This window comes from Bradyrhizobium cosmicum (assembly GCF_032290525.1).
Taxonomy (GTDB): Bacteria; Pseudomonadota; Alphaproteobacteria; order Rhizobiales; family Xanthobacteraceae; genus Bradyrhizobium; species Bradyrhizobium cosmicum_A.
Map to the genome: position 1 here is coordinate 56609 of NZ_JASXTA010000017.1, position 18434 is coordinate 75042.

The 18434-nt window shown below is 65.9% G+C and carries 17 protein-coding genes; 8 read left to right on the forward strand and 9 right to left on the reverse strand.

Annotation, left to right across the window (positions count from 1 at the left end):
• Positions 1–49: 49 nt before the first annotated feature.
• Positions 50–1495, reverse strand: coding sequence for a TAXI family TRAP transporter solute-binding subunit (locus QSV46_RS27315; protein WP_314958761.1), 1446 nt, complete (start codon positions 1493–1495; stop codon positions 50–52).
• A gap of 152 nt (positions 1496–1647) precedes the next feature.
• Between QSV46_RS27315 and QSV46_RS27320 the strand changes: the two genes are divergently transcribed.
• Complete coding sequence (locus QSV46_RS27320; RefSeq protein WP_314958764.1) at positions 1648–1950, forward strand: 4a-hydroxytetrahydrobiopterin dehydratase; 303 nt, start codon at positions 1648–1650, stop codon at positions 1948–1950.
• A gap of 90 nt (positions 1951–2040) precedes the next feature.
• Positions 2041–2436 carry a YkvA family protein gene (locus QSV46_RS27325; RefSeq protein WP_314959053.1) on the forward strand — a complete coding sequence of 132 codons (396 nt, stop codon included), beginning with the start codon at positions 2041–2043 and terminating at the stop codon, positions 2434–2436.
• A 169-nt stretch (positions 2437–2605) separates the two neighbouring features.
• On the opposite strand, the gene QSV46_RS27330 is transcribed toward QSV46_RS27325, so the two are convergent.
• The 3 genes from QSV46_RS27330 to QSV46_RS27340 all read right to left on the reverse strand — a co-directional run bounded on the left by QSV46_RS27330 (position 2606) and on the right by QSV46_RS27340 (position 5913).
• Positions 2606–3766, reverse strand: coding sequence for a TAXI family TRAP transporter solute-binding subunit (locus QSV46_RS27330; RefSeq protein WP_314958766.1), 1161 nt, complete (start codon positions 3764–3766; stop codon positions 2606–2608).
• A gap of 17 nt (positions 3767–3783) precedes the next feature.
• Complete coding sequence (locus QSV46_RS27335) at positions 3784–4623, reverse strand: hypothetical protein (RefSeq protein ID WP_314959055.1); 840 nt, start codon at positions 4621–4623, stop codon at positions 3784–3786.
• A gap of 315 nt (positions 4624–4938) precedes the next feature.
• The gene (locus QSV46_RS27340; RefSeq protein ID WP_314958769.1) at positions 4939–5913 is read right to left on the reverse strand and encodes an NADPH:quinone oxidoreductase family protein; all 975 of its coding nucleotides are present in this window, start codon (positions 5911–5913) and stop codon (positions 4939–4941) included.
• A gap of 225 nt (positions 5914–6138) precedes the next feature.
• Between QSV46_RS27340 and QSV46_RS27345 the strand changes: the two genes are divergently transcribed.
• The 6 genes from QSV46_RS27345 to argG all read left to right on the forward strand — a co-directional run bounded on the left by QSV46_RS27345 (position 6139) and on the right by argG (position 12263).
• Positions 6139–6978 (forward strand): SDR family oxidoreductase, encoded by an 840-nt coding sequence (locus tag QSV46_RS27345; protein WP_314958771.1) that lies wholly within the window; start codon positions 6139–6141, stop codon positions 6976–6978.
• A gap of 106 nt (positions 6979–7084) precedes the next feature.
• Positions 7085–7747: an invasion associated locus B family protein gene (locus QSV46_RS27350; protein WP_314958773.1), complete on the forward strand. Its 663-nt coding sequence runs from the start codon at positions 7085–7087 to the stop codon at positions 7745–7747.
• A gap of 180 nt (positions 7748–7927) precedes the next feature.
• On the forward strand, positions 7928–9130 hold the full coding sequence (gene rlmN, locus QSV46_RS27355; RefSeq protein ID WP_314958776.1) for a 23S rRNA (adenine(2503)-C(2))-methyltransferase RlmN: 1203 nt from the start codon (positions 7928–7930) through the stop codon (positions 9128–9130).
• A gap of 151 nt (positions 9131–9281) precedes the next feature.
• Positions 9282–9776, forward strand: a complete 495-nt coding sequence (locus tag QSV46_RS27360; RefSeq protein ID WP_314959057.1) for a hypothetical protein — start codon at positions 9282–9284, stop codon at positions 9774–9776.
• Between the two features lie 279 nt (positions 9777–10055).
• Complete coding sequence (locus tag QSV46_RS27365; RefSeq protein ID WP_314958779.1) at positions 10056–10832, forward strand: phosphatase PAP2 family protein; 777 nt, start codon at positions 10056–10058, stop codon at positions 10830–10832.
• 93 nt (positions 10833–10925) lie between these two features.
• Positions 10926–12263, forward strand: a complete 1338-nt coding sequence (gene argG / locus QSV46_RS27370; protein WP_314958780.1) for an argininosuccinate synthase — start codon at positions 10926–10928, stop codon at positions 12261–12263.
• 207 nt (positions 12264–12470) lie between these two features.
• On the opposite strand, the gene QSV46_RS27375 is transcribed toward argG, so the two are convergent.
• From QSV46_RS27375 to QSV46_RS27395, 5 genes are all read right to left on the reverse strand, one after another.
• The gene (locus tag QSV46_RS27375; RefSeq protein ID WP_314958782.1) at positions 12471–14564 is read right to left on the reverse strand and encodes an OmpA family protein; all 2094 of its coding nucleotides are present in this window, start codon (positions 14562–14564) and stop codon (positions 12471–12473) included.
• Positions 14565–14731: 167 nt separating this feature from the next.
• Positions 14732–14992 carry a hypothetical protein gene (locus QSV46_RS27380; protein ID WP_314958784.1) on the reverse strand — a complete coding sequence of 87 codons (261 nt, stop codon included), beginning with the start codon at positions 14990–14992 and terminating at the stop codon, positions 14732–14734.
• An 84-nt stretch (positions 14993–15076) separates the two neighbouring features.
• Entirely contained in the window at positions 15077–15463 is a 387-nt protein-coding gene (locus tag QSV46_RS27385; RefSeq protein ID WP_314958786.1) for a VOC family protein, read from the reverse strand.
• Positions 15464–15488: 25 nt separating this feature from the next.
• Entirely contained in the window at positions 15489–16313 is an 825-nt protein-coding gene (locus QSV46_RS27390; RefSeq protein WP_314958789.1) for an FkbM family methyltransferase, read from the reverse strand.
• Between the two features lie 156 nt (positions 16314–16469).
• Entirely contained in the window at positions 16470–18428 is a 1959-nt protein-coding gene (locus tag QSV46_RS27395; RefSeq protein ID WP_314958791.1) for an ABC transporter ATP-binding protein/permease, read from the reverse strand.
• Positions 18429–18434 lie beyond the last annotated feature (6 nt).

Below are 18434 nucleotides of genomic sequence, written 5' to 3' on the forward strand. Positions count from 1 at the left end.
TCCGACGCTATATTGAGGCCATGTGACGCAGCTATTACGGGCGCAAGCTTTACGCGTTGCCGGCCGCTCTCAGCTGCGCGTTTGCGCGGGGCACATTCGGCGGCAGGCTGAACAGCACTGCCTTGCGGTCGGCGACGGCGGCATGGAACTGGTCGAGTGCGATGTTGAAGGCCGTGAGCGCGGCCTCCTCGATCGCGCCGTGATCGAAGCAGCGCAACGTATCGCGCAGGATCTCGTCGGCTTCGGTCTGCATCTGATCGAGCTCTTCGGTCGTCTCGCTCTTGCGCGCGGCGGAGATCATGTCGAGCAGCCGCTCGCGCTGATGATTGTTGCTGTCGCGCTCGTCCTTTTTCAGATAGCCCGCGAACCAGGCGCCGATCGAGCCCATCGCGGAGAGTGCCATCAGGCCCCACCAGATGTAATCGCTGTATTTGTCGAGGAAGGTCTTTTCCTCGCCGTCGACGAAGGCGGCTGCACCGGGGTGCACGGGGATCACCGCATCCTTGTCGGTATCGGGCGTCTCGATCTTGGCCGCCAGCGGGAATTCCGTCACCAGTTGCTGGCGCACGGCGAAGAGCTGGCGCGTGAACGCCGCGATCGTGGTTTCGGACACGCCTTTGCGCGCCACGATGTGGTGCGAGAAGCTGATGGTCTTCACCTCGTCGTCGGGCCGGTCGGGCGAGCCGCCATAGGTGCCGGCGGGAATCTCCGAGGCTTCGTAGACGGGATGGTTTTGCGCGATCGCGTCCGCGGAATCGATGGCGAGGAAGGTCGGCGTGCCGAAATCCTTGGTGGATGCGGCGATCGCCTCGGACGTGATCTTGCTGTTGACGGGACCGGCCGCGAGATAGGCATCGGCCCTCTGGGCCTTGATCGCCTCGGCGGCCTCATTGGCTGGAAACTGCACGATCTCGACCTTGGCGGGATCGACGCCGTATTGCTGCAGGATCACCTTGAGCAGATTGACGTTGGCCTGGGTGCGGCCGATCACGCCGACGCGACGGCCGGCGAGTTGCGCGATCTTGGTGATTTTCGCGGCCTTCTTCTTGCCCTTGCCCTGTACGGACCACAGCACCACGACATTCTTGCGCAGAGTCGCGACGGCTTGCGCGTTCTTGGGCACGTCGACGTCGCCACGCACGATGGCGAGATCGACCTTGCCTTCCGCGAGTGCAACGGCGCTGGCGGTGGCGCCGTCGGTCTGGATCGGCCGCAGCCGCACCTGGCTCTTGTTCTGGGTGAAAGCCTGCGTCAGGGCCTGCACGACCTTGAGGTCATCGCTGTTGGCGGGGCCGACCGCGATCTTCAGCATCACCGGCCGCATCGCGAAATAATATCCGCCGGCGAGCGCGCCAACGACCGCAAGCACGAACGCCAGTGACACGAGTGCCGTCTTCCGCGCCGCTGATCGCGGCGAGGGCGGGGTGGGCGCTTCGGCCAGGTCCAATCCCCCGGTCATCGATCTCCCGAACAGTCGCTCGAGGCTCAGTTTCATCTTGGCCGGCGATTTACACCTGCAATTGTAGCAAATTTCCTGTCGGGCGGGGTTACATCTCCGTCATGGTTAGCGGATGGGTGAAATCCCGTATGAACCCGGGCCATATCCACGGTGTTAGGGTACAGTTCCCCTGAAAAACGGAGACCATCATGGCAGAGCGGCTGACGGCGGAAGCACGCAAGCAGGCGCTGGGCACCATCCCGGGTTGGAGCGACCTCCAGGGCCGCGACGCCATCGGGAAGACCTTTGTCTTCAAGGATTTCAACGAGGCGTTCGGCTTCATGACCCGTGCGGCGCTGGTCGCCGAGAAGATGGACCATCACCCCGAATGGCGGAACGTCTACAAGACGGTCGAGGTGGTGCTGTCGACCCATGACGCCGACGGCGTCACCACGCACGACATCGAGCTCGCCAAGGCGATGAATGCGATCGCCAGGCTGACACCAGGCTGACGTCTTGCAGGGGCCGGGGGCATCCCCATGTTGTGGTCAGCACCGGATGCGGCGATCTGCCGCTCCTTGCTGAACTGGGAGTTGCCGAACATGGCTGCCGAACACAGCGTGGGCTTCGAGCCGGCCGATCGGCTCGCGGAGGATCGCGAGAGCGTGCGCCGCCGCTTCTGGCGCAAGCTGAAGCGCGTCGCCGCGCGTTTGCCGTTCGCCGAAGATCTGCTCGCGGCCTATTACTGCGCCTTCGACCGGCACACGCCGCGCCACGTCCAGGCCTCGCTGCTCGGGGCGATCGCCTATTTCATCCTGCCGTTCGACTTCGTTCCCGACGTGATGCCGATCCTCGGCTTCACCGATGACGCCGCCGTGCTCGCCACTGCGATCCGCATGGTCGCAAGCCATATCACCACCGAGCATCGCGAAGCCGCGCGTGCCGTGCTGAAGCGCGGGGTGGATGATGTTGAGGTGAAGGCCGGAGCCGCGCAGTAGCTGTCGCCGCATACTCCGCTGTCATTCCCCGCGCAGGCGGGGAATCCAGTACGCCGCGGCTCATCGATTGAACCGCGACCGTCTCGGAGTACTGGGTCGCCCGGTCAAGCCGGGCGACAGCTGAGGGTGTGGATAGCGCGTGCGACACCGCCGGTCGCAACGCCAACGGCTACTTCTTGTCCGCCTGGGCCCGCGCCTTCTCCGCGTCCCAGGCCTGGAATTGCTTGAACAGCGTCTCCTTGTCGGCGTCGGAGACTTGCGCGGCCGTCGGGCTCTGCTTCAGGAACGCCTCGAAGCGCTGGCGCGTCACCGGCTCGACGCCGTGTTTGTCGAGCCATTGCTGCGCCACCGGCAGTCTGTTCCAGCCGGACAGGGGGGCTGCAAGCGAGACCTCCTTCCATTTGGGATGGAACGGCGGGTTCTGAAGTGCGGGGAATTTCGTGAAGAACGCGTCGACGAACAGCGCAAGCTTGCGATAGCGCTCCGTATTGGGCGCCCAATTATAGGCCGCGAGCACCGCAGGCACCGCGATCGTGTCCACGCTCTCGCCGTCCTTGATCAGGTTCGGATAGTCCTTGGACGTCAGCGTCGCCGGCAAATAGTCGCTCTGGAGCGGCTTGGCATAGTCGACCTTCGCGAGATGGAAGCGGCCGTCATTGCCGAAGGTCGAGACCGACTTGTACGGCTTGCCGCCGACCACGATGACGGCGTCGATCTCGCCGGCCTTCAGCTTCTCCATCGCGATGCGCTGCTCGACATAGGCGAATTTCGCTTTGATCCCGAGCCGCTCGAACACGGTGAGCGCGGTGACGAAGGTGCCGCCGTTCGGCAGGTCCACGCTAACCGTCTTGCCTTCGAGGTCTTTCAGCGTCGCGACCGTCTTCGGCGCGATCACCTGCATCTCTTCGTTGTAGAGCTTCGTCACATAGGTGAATTGCTTCTTGATGTCCTTGGCAAAACCTTTGCGTTCGAGATAGTCGAGCGTGTCGGCGCGCACGACGCCGAGATCGACGCCTTGCAGGAACAGGATGTCGGCGACGCTCTGCACCGAGCCCCGGCCGACGACCGGCAGCACGCGGATCTTGTTGCCGTCGTCGAGCACGGAGGCGAGGTCGGCGCCGAACTGCACATAGGTGCCGCCGATCGTGCCGGTGATCAGCGTGACGGTGTTGGCGTTCAGCGCCTGCTTGGTTGAGGCCGACCCGAACTGGAAGATGGCTTTCAGGCCGTCCGAGACTTTGGCCGGATCATATTCGGTCTGCTCGGCGCGTGCCGCGAAGGCACAGATCGTCATGATGGCGGCAAGCGCCATTCCCAAAGCGTTACGCATGATGTCCCCTAAGAGTTCTAGTTCTGAAGCTGGACGAGGCGCTGGCGCGCCTCCGCCGATCCCAGTGCTGCGGCCTTTTGGTACCAGTCGCGTGCGGCGGTCGCGTCGGCGGAGATGCGCCGCGCATCGCTGGTGCCGAGCACGGCCGGGTCATAGGTCTGCGCCAGCAGAAACGCGGCCGTCGTATCTTGTGCATTGGCCGCGCGTTCGAGAAGCAGACGCGCCGCGCCAATGTCGCCGACCGCCAACAGACTCTTCGCGCGCGTCATCAGCCCGGCCAGCGTGTCGGCATCGAGCGTCCTGGCGGGCGGAGGGGGCGCAAGCGGCTCCGCGACCGGCGCGGGTGCCTGGGCTTGCAGCGCGGTCTGATAGGCGGTCGCGATCGCTTCGCGGCTCGGCGTTGACGGTGCAGGGAGATCCTGCGCGTCAGCGCTCGCCAGACTTGTGTCGGTCACGCGCTCCGGATCGTTGCGCGCGGTCCGCGGTACAGCCGGCGTGTTGGCCGACGCCATCACCTGATCCAGCCCGACGCCCGCCGAGCCGCCGGCATTGGCGAGGATGCTGCGAACGTCGGACTGAAACAGCGCGGTCAGAATTGCCAGGGTGGATGCAACCAGGAACGCCGCGACAATGCGCCGGACAATTCTGGCTCGGGGATGCGACGCCGGCGGCGTGTATTCGCGTGGGTCCGGCGCACCGAGCGGATCGGACAGGAACAGTGGAATTGGATCGTCCGGTGACAGATCGACCTGTGCGGCGCGCGCACGGATGTAAGACGCAACGGGCGAATGTGATGCAGCTTGATTGGAATCGAACGCCCTCGATTCCCGGGACGGGCGATGCGCCGTCGTCTCCATGGTGATGCTCCCCATAACCCACGCAACGCAGGGGCATTCGGCTTCATTTTTTTTGTTGTTGTCCAGAAGTTCCCCGCAAACTGGAGCCAGTAAATCGCAGTTTGAATCAGCCCAAAAAGCGACCGCGATTTGTGCGAATCGGGAAATATTGAGGTTTGATTCGGGCGAAGCGGGGGAATGCACCGCAATTTTGGCGGCAATGGTTAGCGGCGTTTTACGATCTGACGGCGAACGAAAAAGCCGGCGCAGCTTCAGCGGCGCCAGCGACTCGCGCGATGATAGTTGTGCATTTGGCGACGGCTGGCGACTGCATCCTCACGGATGCAGGATCACCTTGCCCATCGCCTGACGTCCCGCGAGCACCTTCAGTGCATCCGCCGTCTGTGCCAGCGGGAAGGTGCGGTCGACATGCGAGGAGATCTTTCCTTCCGCGGTCCACTTCACCAGCTTCTCGAGATTGGCGCGGTTCTTCTCCGGATTGAGCCGGGTCCATGCGCCCCAGAACACGCCGCGGATGTCGCAGCCCTTCAGCAGTGCGAGGTTGAGCGGCATCTTCGGGATGTCGCCGGCGGCAAATCCGATCACGAGGAAGCGGCCTTCCCAGGCGATCGAACGAAGCGCCTGCTCGGCATAGGCGCCGCCGACCGGATCGAAGATGATGTCGACGCCCTTACCGCCGGTGAGCTTGCGCAGGCCTTCCTTCAAATCTTCCTTGCCGTAGTTCAGCGTCAGCTCGGCGCCATGCGCTTTCGCGAATTCGAGCTTCTCGTCCGACGAGGCGCAGGCGATCACCTTCAGTCCCATCAGCTTGCCGAGCTCGCAGGCAGCAAGGCCGGTGCCGCCGGCGGCGCCGAGCACGGCGAGCGTCTCGCCCGGCTTCGGGCTCGCGCGATCTTCCAGCGCATGCAGCGCCGTGCCGTAGATGATGATGATGCCGGCCGCGCGGTCGTAGTCGAGATTGTCGGGGATCTTGACGATCGATGCCGCGGGCAATGCGATCTTCTCGCGGGCGCCGTTGTGGCCGCAGGAGGCGACGACACGATCGCCGACCTTGAGATCAGTCACGTCGGCACCGATGCTCTCGATCACGCCGGCAACTTCGGCGGCCGGCGAGAACGGGAACGGCGGCTTGACCTGGTACTTGCCCTGAATCATCAGGATATCGAAAAAGTTCAGCGCCGCCGCCTTGATCGCGATCACCGCCTCGCCGGGAGCTGCCACCGGATCCGGTACGTCGGCCAGAACGAGATCGTCGGGCTGGCAATATTGCGAGCAGAGGATGGCTTTCATGACGGCACCTTGGGGCGTTTCGAGGTGGAATTATCGTTGGGTCGTTTCTGCCGGATTTAGCGCGGCGCGACAATCCGGATTCTTTGTTCAGGGCAGCGAGAAAGCCTATCCTCGCGTCATTGCGAGCGCAGCGAAGCAATCCAGAGTCCGTGCCGTGGAAATAGTCTGGATTTGCTTCGCTGCGCTCGCAATGACGGCGCAAGAGGAAACAGAAGGATTCAAACGATGTTTGAAACGGGTCTTCTCAAGGACAGGCGCATCCTCGTCACCGGCGGTGGCTCGGGCCTCGGCGCCGCGATGGGGCGCCGCTTCCTCGCGCTCGGCGCCGAGCTCGTGATCTGCGGCCGCAAGCTCGACCGGCTGGATGTAACGGCGAGCGAGATGCGCGCGCAGACCGGCGGCAAAGTGACGACGATTGCTTGCGATGTTCGCGACGGCGCGGCTGTCGACAGCATGATGGACACCATCTGGCGCGAGGCGCCGCTCGACATCCTCGTCAACAACGCCGCGGCGACTTTCATTGCGCAGAGCGAGCATCTCTCCTTTCGCGCCGCGGATGCGATCCTGGCACCGACGCTGCATGGTGCGATGTATTGCACGCTCGCCGCCGGCAAGCGCTGGATCGACGGCAAGCATAGCGGCGTCGTGCTCTCGATCCTCTCGACCTCGACCATCACCGGCCGCGCCTTCACCGTGCCCTCGGCAATGGCAAAGTCAGCGGTGCTGGCGATGACCAAAAGTCTCGCAGTCGAGTGGGGGCCGAAGGGCATCCGCACCGTCGCGATCGCGCCGGGCCCGTTCCCGACCGCCGGCGCCTCCGGTCAACTCCGCCCCGAGGGACGCGACGAAGACTGGACCGCACGCAATCCAATGGGGCGCACGGGCGAGCACAATGAGCTCACCGACCTCGCCAGCTTCCTGGTCTCCGACCGCGCCGGCTACATCAACGGCGAGATGGTGGTGATCGATGGCGGCGCGCATCTGCGCAGTTCCGGCGCCGAGGACCTGCTCGGCTGGACCGACGCGCAATGGGCCGAGCAGCGCGCTGCACGATCCAAAGGGTGACCCGCTAACTGCCTTCCCAAATTGGACTTTTCCGGCTATCCCTGCCGCGGGGACAAAGCGCGGCCGGGCCATCTTCCAGTCACAATATTGAGGGAACCACTCCAGCATGTGGCGGGTGCTGATTTTAGCTTTGATGACGGGCGTGACGGCGTGCGGAATCGCTGATTCCGCGCGGGCGCAGACGGCGCAACCGGCGCCCAAGCCTGCATCAAAAGAGCCTGCACCGAAAGCTGCAGCACCGGCGGCCAATACGGCTGCAAAGACGGTCGCAAAGCCCGAGAGCAAACCTGCGGCTCCACCCGCGGCGGTTGCGGGCGGCGCCGAGCCGACCCTGATCGGCCAGTTCGGCACCTGGGGGGCCTATTCGGCGACGCCCAACGGCAAGAAAGTCTGCTTCGCATTGGCCAAACCGTCGTCGTCGAAGACCAACCCGCCGAACCGGCCGCGCGATCCCGCCTATGCCTTTGTCTCGACCCGGCCGGCCGAGAAGGTGAACAACGAAGTTTCGGTCATGATCGGCTACGCCCTGAAGCCGGGCTCCGAGTCCTCGGCCGAGGTCGGCGGCGCCGCGTTCGCCATGTACACGCAGGGTGACGGTCTCTGGATCAAGAACGCGGCCGAGGAGGAGCGGATGGTCGAAGCCATGCGCAAATCCGCCGATCTCGTCGTCAAAGGTGTCTCGGCCAAGGGGACGGAGACCACCGACACGTTTTCGCTGAAGGGCCTCGCCCAGGCACTGGACAAGATCGCGCAGGATTGCAGGCGATAAGCCCGCGCTCGATAAGGTCGCAATCGGCCGTTCCGGTTGCTATATAGGGCGGGTTCCACAATTTCAGTCGTCATGGCCGGGCCTGTCCCGGCCATCCACGCGCTAACCGCAGGCGGAAAAGAACGTGGATGCCCGGGACACGCCCGGGCATGACGAGCCAGCAGCAACCTCAGGCAACCAATGCAACCGACGACCGAGCCGCACAACGCAATCCTGGTGGAGAAGTCTCCGCTCGAAACCTATGTGCCGCCGGCGAGGCCCTCGCTGATCGGCTTGTCACGCAGCGAGCTTGCCGATCGTCTCGGCGAGATCGGCGTCGCGCCAGCGCAGCGCAAGATGCGGGTGCAGCAACTCTGGCACTGGCTCTATTTCCGCGGCGCCCAGAGTTTTGACGACATGACCTCGGTCTCGAAGGGCATTCGCGCCGAACTCGCGCAGCACTTCACGGTCGACCGGCCCGAAGTCGTGGCCGAGCAGATCTCCAACGACGGCACCCGCAAATGGCTGCTGCGGCTGCCGAGCGGCGACAATGTCGAGCGCGCCCATGAAGTCGAATGCGTCTACATCCCGGAAACCGATCGCGGCACGCTCTGCGTCTCCTCCCAGGTCGGCTGCACGCTGAATTGCTCGTTCTGCCACACCGGCACGCAGCGCCTGGTGCGCAACCTCACCGCCGGCGAGATCGTCGGGCAGGTGATGGTGGCGCGGGATCGCCTGAATGATTGGGCCGATCGCGAGGACGGCACGCGCCGCGTCACCAACATCGTGATGATGGGCATGGGCGAGCCGCTCTACAATTTCGACGCGGTGCGCGATGCGCTGCTGATCGTCGGCGACAATGAAGGCATCGGCATTTCCCGCCGCCGCATCACGCTGTCGACCTCGGGCGTGGTGCCGAACATCGTGCGCGCGGGCGAGGAGATCGGCGTGATGCTCGCGATCTCGCTGCACGCGGTGCGCGACGAGCTGCGCAACGAGCTGGTGCCGCTCAACCGCAAATATCCGATCAAGGAGCTGCTGCAGGCCTGCCGCGATTATCCCGGCGCGTCCAACGCGCGCCGCATCACCTTCGAATATGTGATGCTCAAGGGCGTCAACGATTCGCTCGACGATGCAAAGCTGCTGGTGAAGCTGCTCAAGGGCATTCACGCCAAGATCAATCTGATCCCGTTCAACCCCTGGCCCGGCACCGCCTATGAATGCTCGGACTGGGACCAGATCGAAAAATTCTCCGAATACATCTTCAACGCGGGCTATTCCTCGCCGGTGCGCACCCCGCGCGGCCGCGACATCCTCGCCGCCTGCGGCCAGCTCAAGTCGGAGACGGAAAAGCTCTCGGCCCGGGAACGCCAGACGCTGCGCGCCATGGCGATGACGGATTGATGATGCGCGCCCCGCGCACTCTCGTCATGGCCGGGCTTGACCCGGCCATCCACGTCGGGCCGCAAGGGAGAAAGTCGTGGATGCCCGGGTCAGGCCCGGGCACGACGACCGTGAGGGTGGCGATCCCGTTGGTCAGCGATTTGCTTCCGACATGTCCCTGATCGGCCGCCTCGTTGTCATCTTCATCGGCTTTCTCGCCGCCTGCTTCGTCGGCGGCATGATCGTGGTCGTCGCGCTGCTGTTTCCGGAGTTCGCCGATCTCGGCGCGGGGCCCGTCGATCAGGGCATGATCGACATCCTGCTCGGATTCGGCTTCATCTTCGTCTCCGGTTTTGCGCTGGTGCCGGCGGCGGTGATCGTCGCGATCACCGAGGCGCTGTATATCCGCAGCGCGCTCGCTTACGCCGTGGGCGGCGGACTTGTCGGCCTCGCCTGCTATCTCGGCCTTGTTCCTTTCCACTCCGACACGTTGCAGTTCGAGGGCGTCGTTCGGCGTCACCTGGAAATCATGACCGGCGCGGGTATTGTTGCGGGCGTCGTCTACTGGCTGGTCGCCGGCCGCAACGCCGGCGCCTGGCGCAATCCGCCGCTCCCGCGCAAGCCACCTCCGCCGCTGCCGTCGAATTCAAGGTCGGATGCGCGATGATGTCACGCGCGGTTGTTCGGCCGGATGCGAGGCACCGCGCCACATACCCGCTGTCGTCCCCGCGAACGCGGGGACCCATAACCCCAGGGAGAGGTTTTGGCGGGACCTGGTAACTACGAGTCGTCGCCAAACTCCTCCCTGGGATTATAGGTCCCGGATCTGCGCTTCGCTTGTCCGGGACGACACTGTCGAGGCATCGCCTTTTGACCGATCCACGCTCGCCAGCTGCGACCGATTCCGGGGTTTTCATCCCCGCTCCACTCCGCTAAACCGCGCGCCATGAACCGGACTGGACTTTTCATCGCCCTGGCGCTGTGGCTCGTGATCGGCGTCGTTTTCGGCCTCTATCCCGAGTTCGATCTCAAGCTCGCCGCGCTGTTCTTCGATCCCCAGACGAAGACGTTTCCGCTCAAGCTGAACGATTGGGCCGGCTTCGCGCGCGATGCCGCGATGTGGGTCGCCTGGGCATTCGTGTTGCCGCCGCTGGTCGCGCTCGTGGTCAAGATGATCCGGCCCGACCGGCCGCTGATGGTCTCGGGGCGCGCGATCGTGTTCCTGCTGGTCACCATCATCATGTCGGCCGGCATTCTCACCAATCTCACCTTCAAGTCCTATTGGGGCCGGCCGCGCCCGGTGGTGGTGACGCAGTTTGCCGGCGACCAGCAATTCGTGCCGTGGTGGGATCCGCGCGGCGATTGTGCGCGCAACTGCTCGTTCTTCTCGGGCGAGGGCGCCACCGCGTTCTGGACGCTGGCGCCGGCCGCGCTGGCGCCGTCGGCGTGGCGGCCGCTCGCCTATGCCGGAGCCGTGGTGTTCGGCCTCGTGACCAGCGGGCTTCGGATGGCCTTCGGCGGGCACTTCTTCACGGACGTATCGATCGCCGGCCTCGTCACCTTCGTCGTGATCTGGTTCGCCTACGCGCTGATCTACCGCTGGCCGCGGACCTGGTTCTCGGACGAGGCGGTCGACGCCGCCCTGACCCGGCTGAACATGCCCGCCTACCGGCTCCGCCAGCGCCTGTTCGGCCGCAAGACGCGTGCCGAGCCGTCGATTTGAGCCATTAAAGGGGTGCCGAGGCGTGCGAAATTTGATATTCGCGCGGTCAAGCTCGCCCTGACATCAGCCCGTTGAGACCCGATTGGAAGCGCCATGACCACGATCCTGAAAAGCCTGCCCAAGGGTGAGAAAGTCGGCATCGCGTTTTCGGGCGGCCTCGACACGTCAGCGGCGCTGCTCTGGATGAAGCAGAAGGGTGCGCGCTGCTACGCCTATACCGCCAATCTCGGCCAACCCGATGAGGCCGACTACAACGAGATCCCGCGCAAGGCGATGGAGTTCGGCGCCGAGAACGCGCGCCTCGTCGATTGCCGCACGCAGCTCGTTCACGAGGGCATCGCCGCGATCCAGTCCGGCGCCTTCCACATCTCGACCGGCGGTATCACCTATTTCAACACCACGCCACTGGGACGCGCCGTCACCGGGACGATGCTGGTCGCGGCGATGAAGGAAGACGGCGTCAACATCTGGGGCGACGGCTCGACCTTCAAGGGCAACGACATCGAGCGCTTCTACCGCTACGGGCTTTTGACCAATCCGAGCCTGCGCATCTACAAGCCCTGGCTCGACCAGCAGTTCATCGACGAGCTCGGCGGCCGCGCCGAGATGTCGGCGTTCATGACCGCCCAGGGCTTTGCCTACAAGATGAGCGCGGAGAAGGCCTATTCGACCGACAGCAATCTGCTCGGTGCCACGCACGAGGCCAAGGATCTCGAGAGCCTCGACAGCGGCATCAAGATCGTTAACCCGATCATGGGCGTGCCGTTCTGGCGCGACGACTGCACTGTCAAGGCCGAGAAGGTCGTGGTGCGGTTCGAGGAGGGCCAGCCGGTTGCGCTGAACGGCCAGACTTTCTCTGATCGCGTCGCGCTGTTTCTCGAGGCCAACGCCATCGGCGGCCGCCACGGCCTCGGCATGAGCGACCAGATCGAGAACCGCATCATCGAAGCCAAGAGCCGTGGCATCTATGAAGCGCCCGGCATGGCGCTCTTGCACATCGCCTATGAGCGCCTCGTCACCGGCATCCACAACGAGGACACCATCGAGCAGTACCGCATCAGCGGCATGCGCCTCGGCCGCCTGCTCTATCAGGGCCGCTGGTTCGATTCGCAGGCCCTGATGCTGCGCGAGACCGCGCAGCGCTGGGTCGCGCGCGCCGTCACCGGCGAGGTGACGCTCGAGCTGCGCCGCGGCAACGACTATTCGATCCTCAACACCGAGAGCCCCAACCTCACCTATGCGCCGGAACGGCTCAGCATGGAGAAGGTGGAGGACGCCGCCTTCACGCCGGCGGACCGCATCGGCCAGCTCACCATGCGCAATCTCGACATCGCCGACACCCGGACCAAGCTGAAGCTCTACACGGACACGGGCCTGCTCTCGGGCAGCGAAGGCTCGCAGATCTTCCGGCTCGAGAACGACAAGGGTTGATGCATCTGCTCGTGTCCCGGACGCGATGCAGCGCGAAGCGGTGCGTCGCAGAGCCGGGACCCAGAATCTCAATTTGAATTGCGTCGGTAATTTTGTGGGCCCCGGCTCAGCAGCGCATCACTACGTGCTGCACTGCGTCCGGGGCACGAGACCACGCAAACAAAAATGGCCGGGATCGCTCCCGGCCATTTGCGTTTGTGCTTCGCCTCAGCGTGGCGGCGCGGTACCGGGCGGGGGCGGCGGCAGCGAGGCCTGGCCTCCGTTGAGCAGCGGCGTGATGTTGCGGACGGTGACGCGCCGGTTGATCACGCTCGGCCCTGGCGTCTGATCCTTCAGGTACTGCTCGCCATAGCCCTGCGACGTCAGGTTCTCTGCGGGCACCCCGAACTGCTGGGTCAGCAATTCGGCCGCGGACTGGGCACGTCGGTCCGACAATGACAGATTGTCGACCTCGTTGCCGACCGCGTCGGTGTGGCCCTCGATCAGGAAAACCACGCGCGGGTTGGCCTGAATCGCACGGTTGAGACCGTCGGCGATCGACTGCAGCTTCGCCGCCTGGTCCGGTGGGATAGTCCACGATCCCGTCTCGAAGTTGATCGTGTTGAGGTCGATGCTCGGCATTTGCATGCGAACATTGGGGCTGTAGCGGATCTCGTCGAGCGTGTAGCGACGATCGATCCGTTGCACCGGCGGTGCCACCATCGTCTGGTAGATCACGTCCGGCGACGCCTCCTGGGCGTCGACGATATAGCGATCGTAGGGCATGTTGACGACCGGAGGCGGCGCGTCGACGTAGAAGCCGCCGACTGACCGCGGATCGCGGTAGCTGTTGTCGATGATGACGAGCTCGCGCCCGGCCGGGTCCCTGCGGATACGCCGCAGCAACCGACCGTCCTGACCGACCACGGTGATGATCTCGCTGCCGTCGGGACGGATCACGACAGTGCGGGTATCGCCGCCGACAGTATCGGTGCGGATGTCGCGGGCGCCATAGCGGAAGCGATAGAGATCGTTGCCGCGGACATACGCCTGCCCGCCCGGATCGCGGACGATGATGCGGTCCGGCTCGGTGTAGATGGTGCGGCCGCCTTCGACGGACTCGCGTCGCTGGTTGCGGTAGTCGGCGATGGTGGCGCCGATCACGGCACCGGCGACGACACCCGCACCGATCGCCAGCGGCGTCAGGTCACGCTGCGGCGGACGCGGCGGCGGTGGCAGCGGTGCTGCGACCGTAGGCGCAGCCCGGAAGGCGGGAGCGACGGTCGGGTGAGCGTATTGCGCCCTGTCGGGCGGCGGCGCCGCGGCTGGCGTGGCCGGAACGACAGCCGGCGCTGCTGCGCCGGGTGGAGGCGTAGGCCGAGCCGGGACACCCGCCTGCGGTGGCGAGGCGGGCGGTGTTCCGGCAGCGGGCGCGCCCGCAGGAGGAGCTCCACCTTGGCGCCCAGGCGGCGGCGTAACAGCGCCGCCGGGAGCCGGTGTCGCTGTCGGAGCGGGGGTCGCGCCGGGTGCGGGCGTTGCGCCCGGTGCGGGACCCGGACGCCCGGACGGTGGCGTCGGAGCGCCGGGGGCCGGCGTGGCGGTCGGGGCCGGCGTGGCCGTCGGAGCGGGCGTGGCGCCTGGAGCAGGTGACCCCGCAGGCGGAGGCGCGCCAGGACGTCCACCAGGAGGCGGCGCGCCGGGGCGGCCGGTCGGCGGCGTGCCCGGCGTGCTGCCCGGAGCGGGCGTTGCCGTCGGCGCTGGGGTTGTTGTCGGAGCAGGCGCGGCGGTTGGAGCCGGCGTTGCCGTGGGCGCAGGCGCAGGCCGTCCCGAAGGGCCCGCTGCAGGAGGCGGCGGAGGCGTCGGTGCGTGCTGCTGCGGAGCGGCGGCGGGCGGCGGTGTAGGAGCCGGGCGTGCTGCGGGCGGCGCCGGAGGCGGCGTGGGAGCCGGACGCGCCGCGGGCGGTGCCGGCGGCGGCGAAGGCTGCTTCGGGGCAGCAGGCGGCGGTGGGGGCGGCGGCGCCGGACGGGCCGCAGGTGGCGGCGGCGGCGCAGCTGGGCGCGGCGGCGCGGCCGCTGGCGGGGCCGGCGGGTGGGGCGGTGCAGCTGCGGGCGGAGGTGCGGCCGGGCGCGCGGGCGCCGCAGGCGGTGCGGCCGCCGGCGGTCCCTTCGGCGGCTGCTTCGGTTTTCCGTCAGGGCCCGTGTCTTGCGGCTGGGCCTGCGCGACCACGAGCGGCGGCGCGCCTTGCGCGTGCGATGCGGAGCTTGCGAAGTGCATCGCGGTCAGAGCCGTCGTTGCAAGCAGCACGAAACGAAGGTTGGTCATGGTGGTGAACTTCCCCGGAAGGTTCTTTGACAAAGTGTCGCGATGAACAGCTACGCGTAGGGCCGGAATGTGGCGGGCGATGCGGTCGCGGCCCGATTTATTTCTGCACGCAAATCATCTCACTGCAGTGACGTTCATTGCGCATTCAGACGCCGGTTGCAATTGCCTCAGATGCGATGGTCCGTTTCGTACGTGATCCCGCGCGCACTTGCATCCGTCGCAGGATTGGGCGTGCGCGGCCCGTTCGGTCCGCGCGGTGGAATCTCTTCGGGAATGCGGCCGGGCAATTCGTCCGGACGTGCAGGCTCGCCGGGTTCACGCACCGGCGGCACGATATCGGGCTGCGGATTGCCGGGCGGAATTCCCGGCGGGGGTTCGGTGGGAGTCCCCGGTGTTGGCGGTGGGATCTCGGGCGGTTCGATCGGCATCGGCATCATCGAGACAGTTGCGCGAAGAACGACAACGACGATGCCGCGTAAATGTTCCGCGCTTCCCGGTCCGGTAAAACCGTCCTATTCGGGCGCGTGGCAGACGGCCTCGATGTTGTGGCCGTCGGGGTCGAGCACGAAGGCGCCGTAGTAGTTCGCATGATAATGCGGACGGATGCCGGGCGCCCCGTTGTCGCGGCCGCCGGCCGCCATCGCCGCCTTGTAGAAGGCATCGACCGTCGCGCGATCCTTGGCGAGAATCGCGACATGCACCGGCTTGTTCATGGCGCCTTCGCCGCCGATCCAGAAGTCCGGCTTGCCGCCGGCGCCGAAGTCGGCGGCGGCAGCGTGGCCGGTCTGCTCCGCCGTGACCTCCATGACCAGGCTGTAGCCGAGCGGCGCCAGCGCCTGGCTGTAGAACGCTTTCGCACGTTCGTAGTCGGAGACGGAGAAACCCATGTGATCGATCATCGCAAAGCTCCGGTGTTGGTCCCCGTCAGCGCGACAGGAACGTGTTGCTTCGAGTCTTTCGCACGATCGCAAAGCCGCGCGCGACCATGTCGGCAATACAATCTTCCCGCCATTCGCTTTGCGACAGATGCTCGACCACGACGGCGCGCGGCCACAGCGATTGCGGCGCGTCGCGGAAAAAACCGATCAACACGCGATCCTCAAAACCCTCGACGTCGATCTTGAGCGAATCGACCTGCGCAACGCCGGCCTCGTCGAGAATGCGCGTCAGACGCAGCGACGGCACCTTGATGGCCTCCGCGCTGGCCGTGCCGGTGACGACGTGCGTGGCGCCGAGATTGCCGCCGCCGCTCTCGATCATCAATTCGCCGTCGCTGTCGCCGGCGGCGGCCTGCACCAGGCACACCTGCATCGCCTTCGATGCGGCGTGGTTGAACGAGAGACGTCCAAACGTCGTCGGATGCGGCTCGATCGCAACCACCTTGCCGCTGGTGCCGACCTGCCGGGCCATCACCAGCGCGAAGGTGCCGACATTGGCACCGACGTCGACGAACACGCCGCCCGCAGGCGTGTGCTGGCGCAGGAAGTCGAGCTCGTCGAGATTGTAGTCGGGGTTGAACAGCGCGCCGCTCTCGGTCGCACTGCCCTGGTGATAGAGCCGGAACGAGGCACCCTGGTACTGCACGTCGACCGGGCCGCCGCCCAGCAGGTTGACCAGCCGCGACACCCAGGGACGGAACGCGCCGCGCTTCAGCCCCGATTGTTGCGCAAGGCGGATGATCGCGGCCTGCGCCGCATTCGGCGCAAACGCGCCGAATGGCGCGGACGAAGGAGCGTTGTCGGGCGTCAAGCAGGCGGTCCTCGTTGCAAGCGGCGCATGCATAGCCGGTTTTGATGAGGACTCCAATCTTCGCGAGAGATCTGTAGCCCGGATGGAGCGAAGCGTAATCCGGGGCCGAGTAGCGAGACCTCCCCGGATTGCGCTGCGCTCCATCCGGGCTACGAATCACGCCGCCTTTTTCGGCGCGGCTTTCCGCTGGCGCAGGAATCGCCCGAGCAGCTTGCGCCTGCCCTTGCGCGGAATCAGGTCGATGTCGCTGACGAGTTTTGCGCCGCCCTTGCGGCGCTCCAGCACGATCTTGCGGCTGTGGAAGGCTTCCAGCTCGATGCGATGCGCAACGCTGACGATGGTCGCTTTCGGCAGCTCGTCAGTGACCATCTTCATCATCTTGTCCTGGCTCTTCTCGTCGAGCGCCGAGGTCGCTTCATCGAGCACGACGATGTCTGGGCGGTGCAGCAGCAGCCGCGCAAAGGCGAGGCGCTGCTTCTCGCCGCCTGACAGCGTCTGGTCCCACGGCCCCTCTTCCTCGATCTTCTCCTTGAGATGATCGAGGCCGACCTTGTGCAGGGCTTCGCCGATCTCCTCGACGGTCCAGTCGTCCTCGGCACCGGGATAGGCGACCGCGCGGCGCAAGCTGCCCGACGGCACGTAGGGCCGCTGCGGCAGCATGAACAGCCGCCGGTCGGGATGAAAATTGACGCTGCCGCCGCCCCATGGCCACAGGCCCGCGATGGCGCGCACCAGCGTGCTCTTACCGGTGCCGGATTCGCCGGCGACGAGCAGCCGCTCGCCGGGCTCGATCACCACCTCGGTCTCGCCGACCACGGCGGTTCCGTCGTCGAGCGTGACCGAGAGGTCGTTCAGCTCCAGCATGGCGTCGTTGCCGGTCTCGCCGCGCTTGATGCGGCCGAGGCCTTCGCCCTGCTCGGCGCGCTCGAGGCCGTCGAGCGACATCATCAGCGAAGCGGTGCGGCGCGCGCAGGCGTTCCAGTCGGCGAGCCGCGGATAATTGTCCACCAGCCAGCCGAATGCGCTCTGCACGATGGTGAAGGCGGAAGCCGCCTGCATCACCTGCCCAAGCGTCATGCTGCCGTCGAGGAATTTTGGCGCGCAGAGCAGGAGAGGCACGACCGGTGCAACCAGGCTCGACCCCTGTGACACCAGTGTGGTGCGCATGTGCTGGCCGGCGAGCCGCGCCCATTGCCGCAAGACGCTGGTGAAATTGCGGTCGATGCCGCCGCGCTCTTCCTCCTCGCCGCCGAGCAGCGCGATGCTCTCGCCGTTCTCGCGCACGCGCGTCAGCGTGTAGCGGAAATCGGCCTCGGCCTGGTTCTTGTCCTCGGAGACCTGCACGAAGCGCCGCCCGATCACCACGATCGAACCCGATGCGATCGCGGCGTATAGGATCGCGGCGATCACGAGGAAGCCGGGTATGGTGATGGCCGAGCCGCCGAGCGTGACGGTGAGCGCGCCGCCGATGGTCCAGAGCACGACGATGAAAGTCGCGGCCGACAGCAGTGCCGAGGTGACGCCGGCGAGGAAGTCCACCGGCGAGTCGGTCGCGATGCGGAGGTCCTCGGCGATCCGGTACTCCGGATTTTTGTGGTCGCCGCCGACGAGGTTGAGCTGGTAGTAGCGTCCGTTCTTGAGCCAGCGCGTCAGCACACTTGCGGTCAGCCAGGCGCGCCAGCGCCGCTGGATGCCCATGCGCGCGAACACCTGCACCACGCCGAGCACGATGCTGCCGATCGCGAGCGGGAAGAACACTGCCGTGAGATGAAACACGGTGGTCGCATCGCGTTGCTCGATCGCATCGAAGATCGCGCGATTCCAGACATTGATGCCGTACTGGAAGACGACGGTGAGGACGATCAGCACGCCGAGCCCGATCGAGAACGGCCAGGCAAGACGATCACCGTTGCGGCCCCAGAAGCCGCGCGCGCTGATCCAGAAGCGGGTCAGCAGGTAATCCTTGCGCGCCTGCTCGGCCTCTTCAGGTGACAGCTCGGGATCGGGTTCGAGCACCTCGGGCGGCGGCGGCTCGACCTCGTCGCCGTTCTCGCCCTTGATCTCGACAATGGGCGGCTTCCTGCCCTGGTCGTGCTTTGCAGCCGGCTTGCTCATGGCCGG

Coding starts and splice junctions, on each gene's coding strand:
- QSV46_RS27315 (WP_314958761.1), bottom strand. CDS start 1,495: ATGAAACTGAGCCTCGAGCGACTGTTCGGGAGATCGATGACCGGGGGA.
- QSV46_RS27320 (WP_314958764.1), top strand. CDS start 1,648: ATGGCAGAGCGGCTGACGGCGGAAGCACGCAAGCAGGCGCTGGGCACC.
- QSV46_RS27325 (WP_314959053.1), top strand. CDS start 2,041: ATGGCTGCCGAACACAGCGTGGGCTTCGAGCCGGCCGATCGGCTCGCG.
- QSV46_RS27330 (WP_314958766.1), bottom strand. CDS start 3,766: ATGCGTAACGCTTTGGGAATGGCGCTTGCCGCCATCATGACGATCTGT.
- QSV46_RS27335 (WP_314959055.1), bottom strand. CDS start 4,623: ATGGAGACGACGGCGCATCGCCCGTCCCGGGAATCGAGGGCGTTCGAT.
- QSV46_RS27340 (WP_314958769.1), bottom strand. CDS start 5,913: ATGAAAGCCATCCTCTGCTCGCAATATTGCCAGCCCGACGATCTCGTT.
- QSV46_RS27345 (WP_314958771.1), top strand. CDS start 6,139: ATGTTTGAAACGGGTCTTCTCAAGGACAGGCGCATCCTCGTCACCGGC.
- QSV46_RS27350 (WP_314958773.1), top strand. CDS start 7,085: ATGTGGCGGGTGCTGATTTTAGCTTTGATGACGGGCGTGACGGCGTGC.
- rlmN (WP_314958776.1), top strand. CDS start 7,928: ATGCAACCGACGACCGAGCCGCACAACGCAATCCTGGTGGAGAAGTCT.
- QSV46_RS27360 (WP_314959057.1), top strand. CDS start 9,282: ATGTCCCTGATCGGCCGCCTCGTTGTCATCTTCATCGGCTTTCTCGCC.
- QSV46_RS27365 (WP_314958779.1), top strand. CDS start 10,056: ATGAACCGGACTGGACTTTTCATCGCCCTGGCGCTGTGGCTCGTGATC.
- argG (WP_314958780.1), top strand. CDS start 10,926: ATGACCACGATCCTGAAAAGCCTGCCCAAGGGTGAGAAAGTCGGCATC.
- QSV46_RS27375 (WP_314958782.1), bottom strand. CDS start 14,564: ATGACCAACCTTCGTTTCGTGCTGCTTGCAACGACGGCTCTGACCGCG.
- QSV46_RS27380 (WP_314958784.1), bottom strand. CDS start 14,992: ATGCCGATCGAACCGCCCGAGATCCCACCGCCAACACCGGGGACTCCC.
- QSV46_RS27385 (WP_314958786.1), bottom strand. CDS start 15,463: ATGATCGATCACATGGGTTTCTCCGTCTCCGACTACGAACGTGCGAAA.
- QSV46_RS27395 (WP_314958791.1), bottom strand. CDS start 18,428: ATGAGCAAGCCGGCTGCAAAGCACGACCAGGGCAGGAAGCCGCCCATT.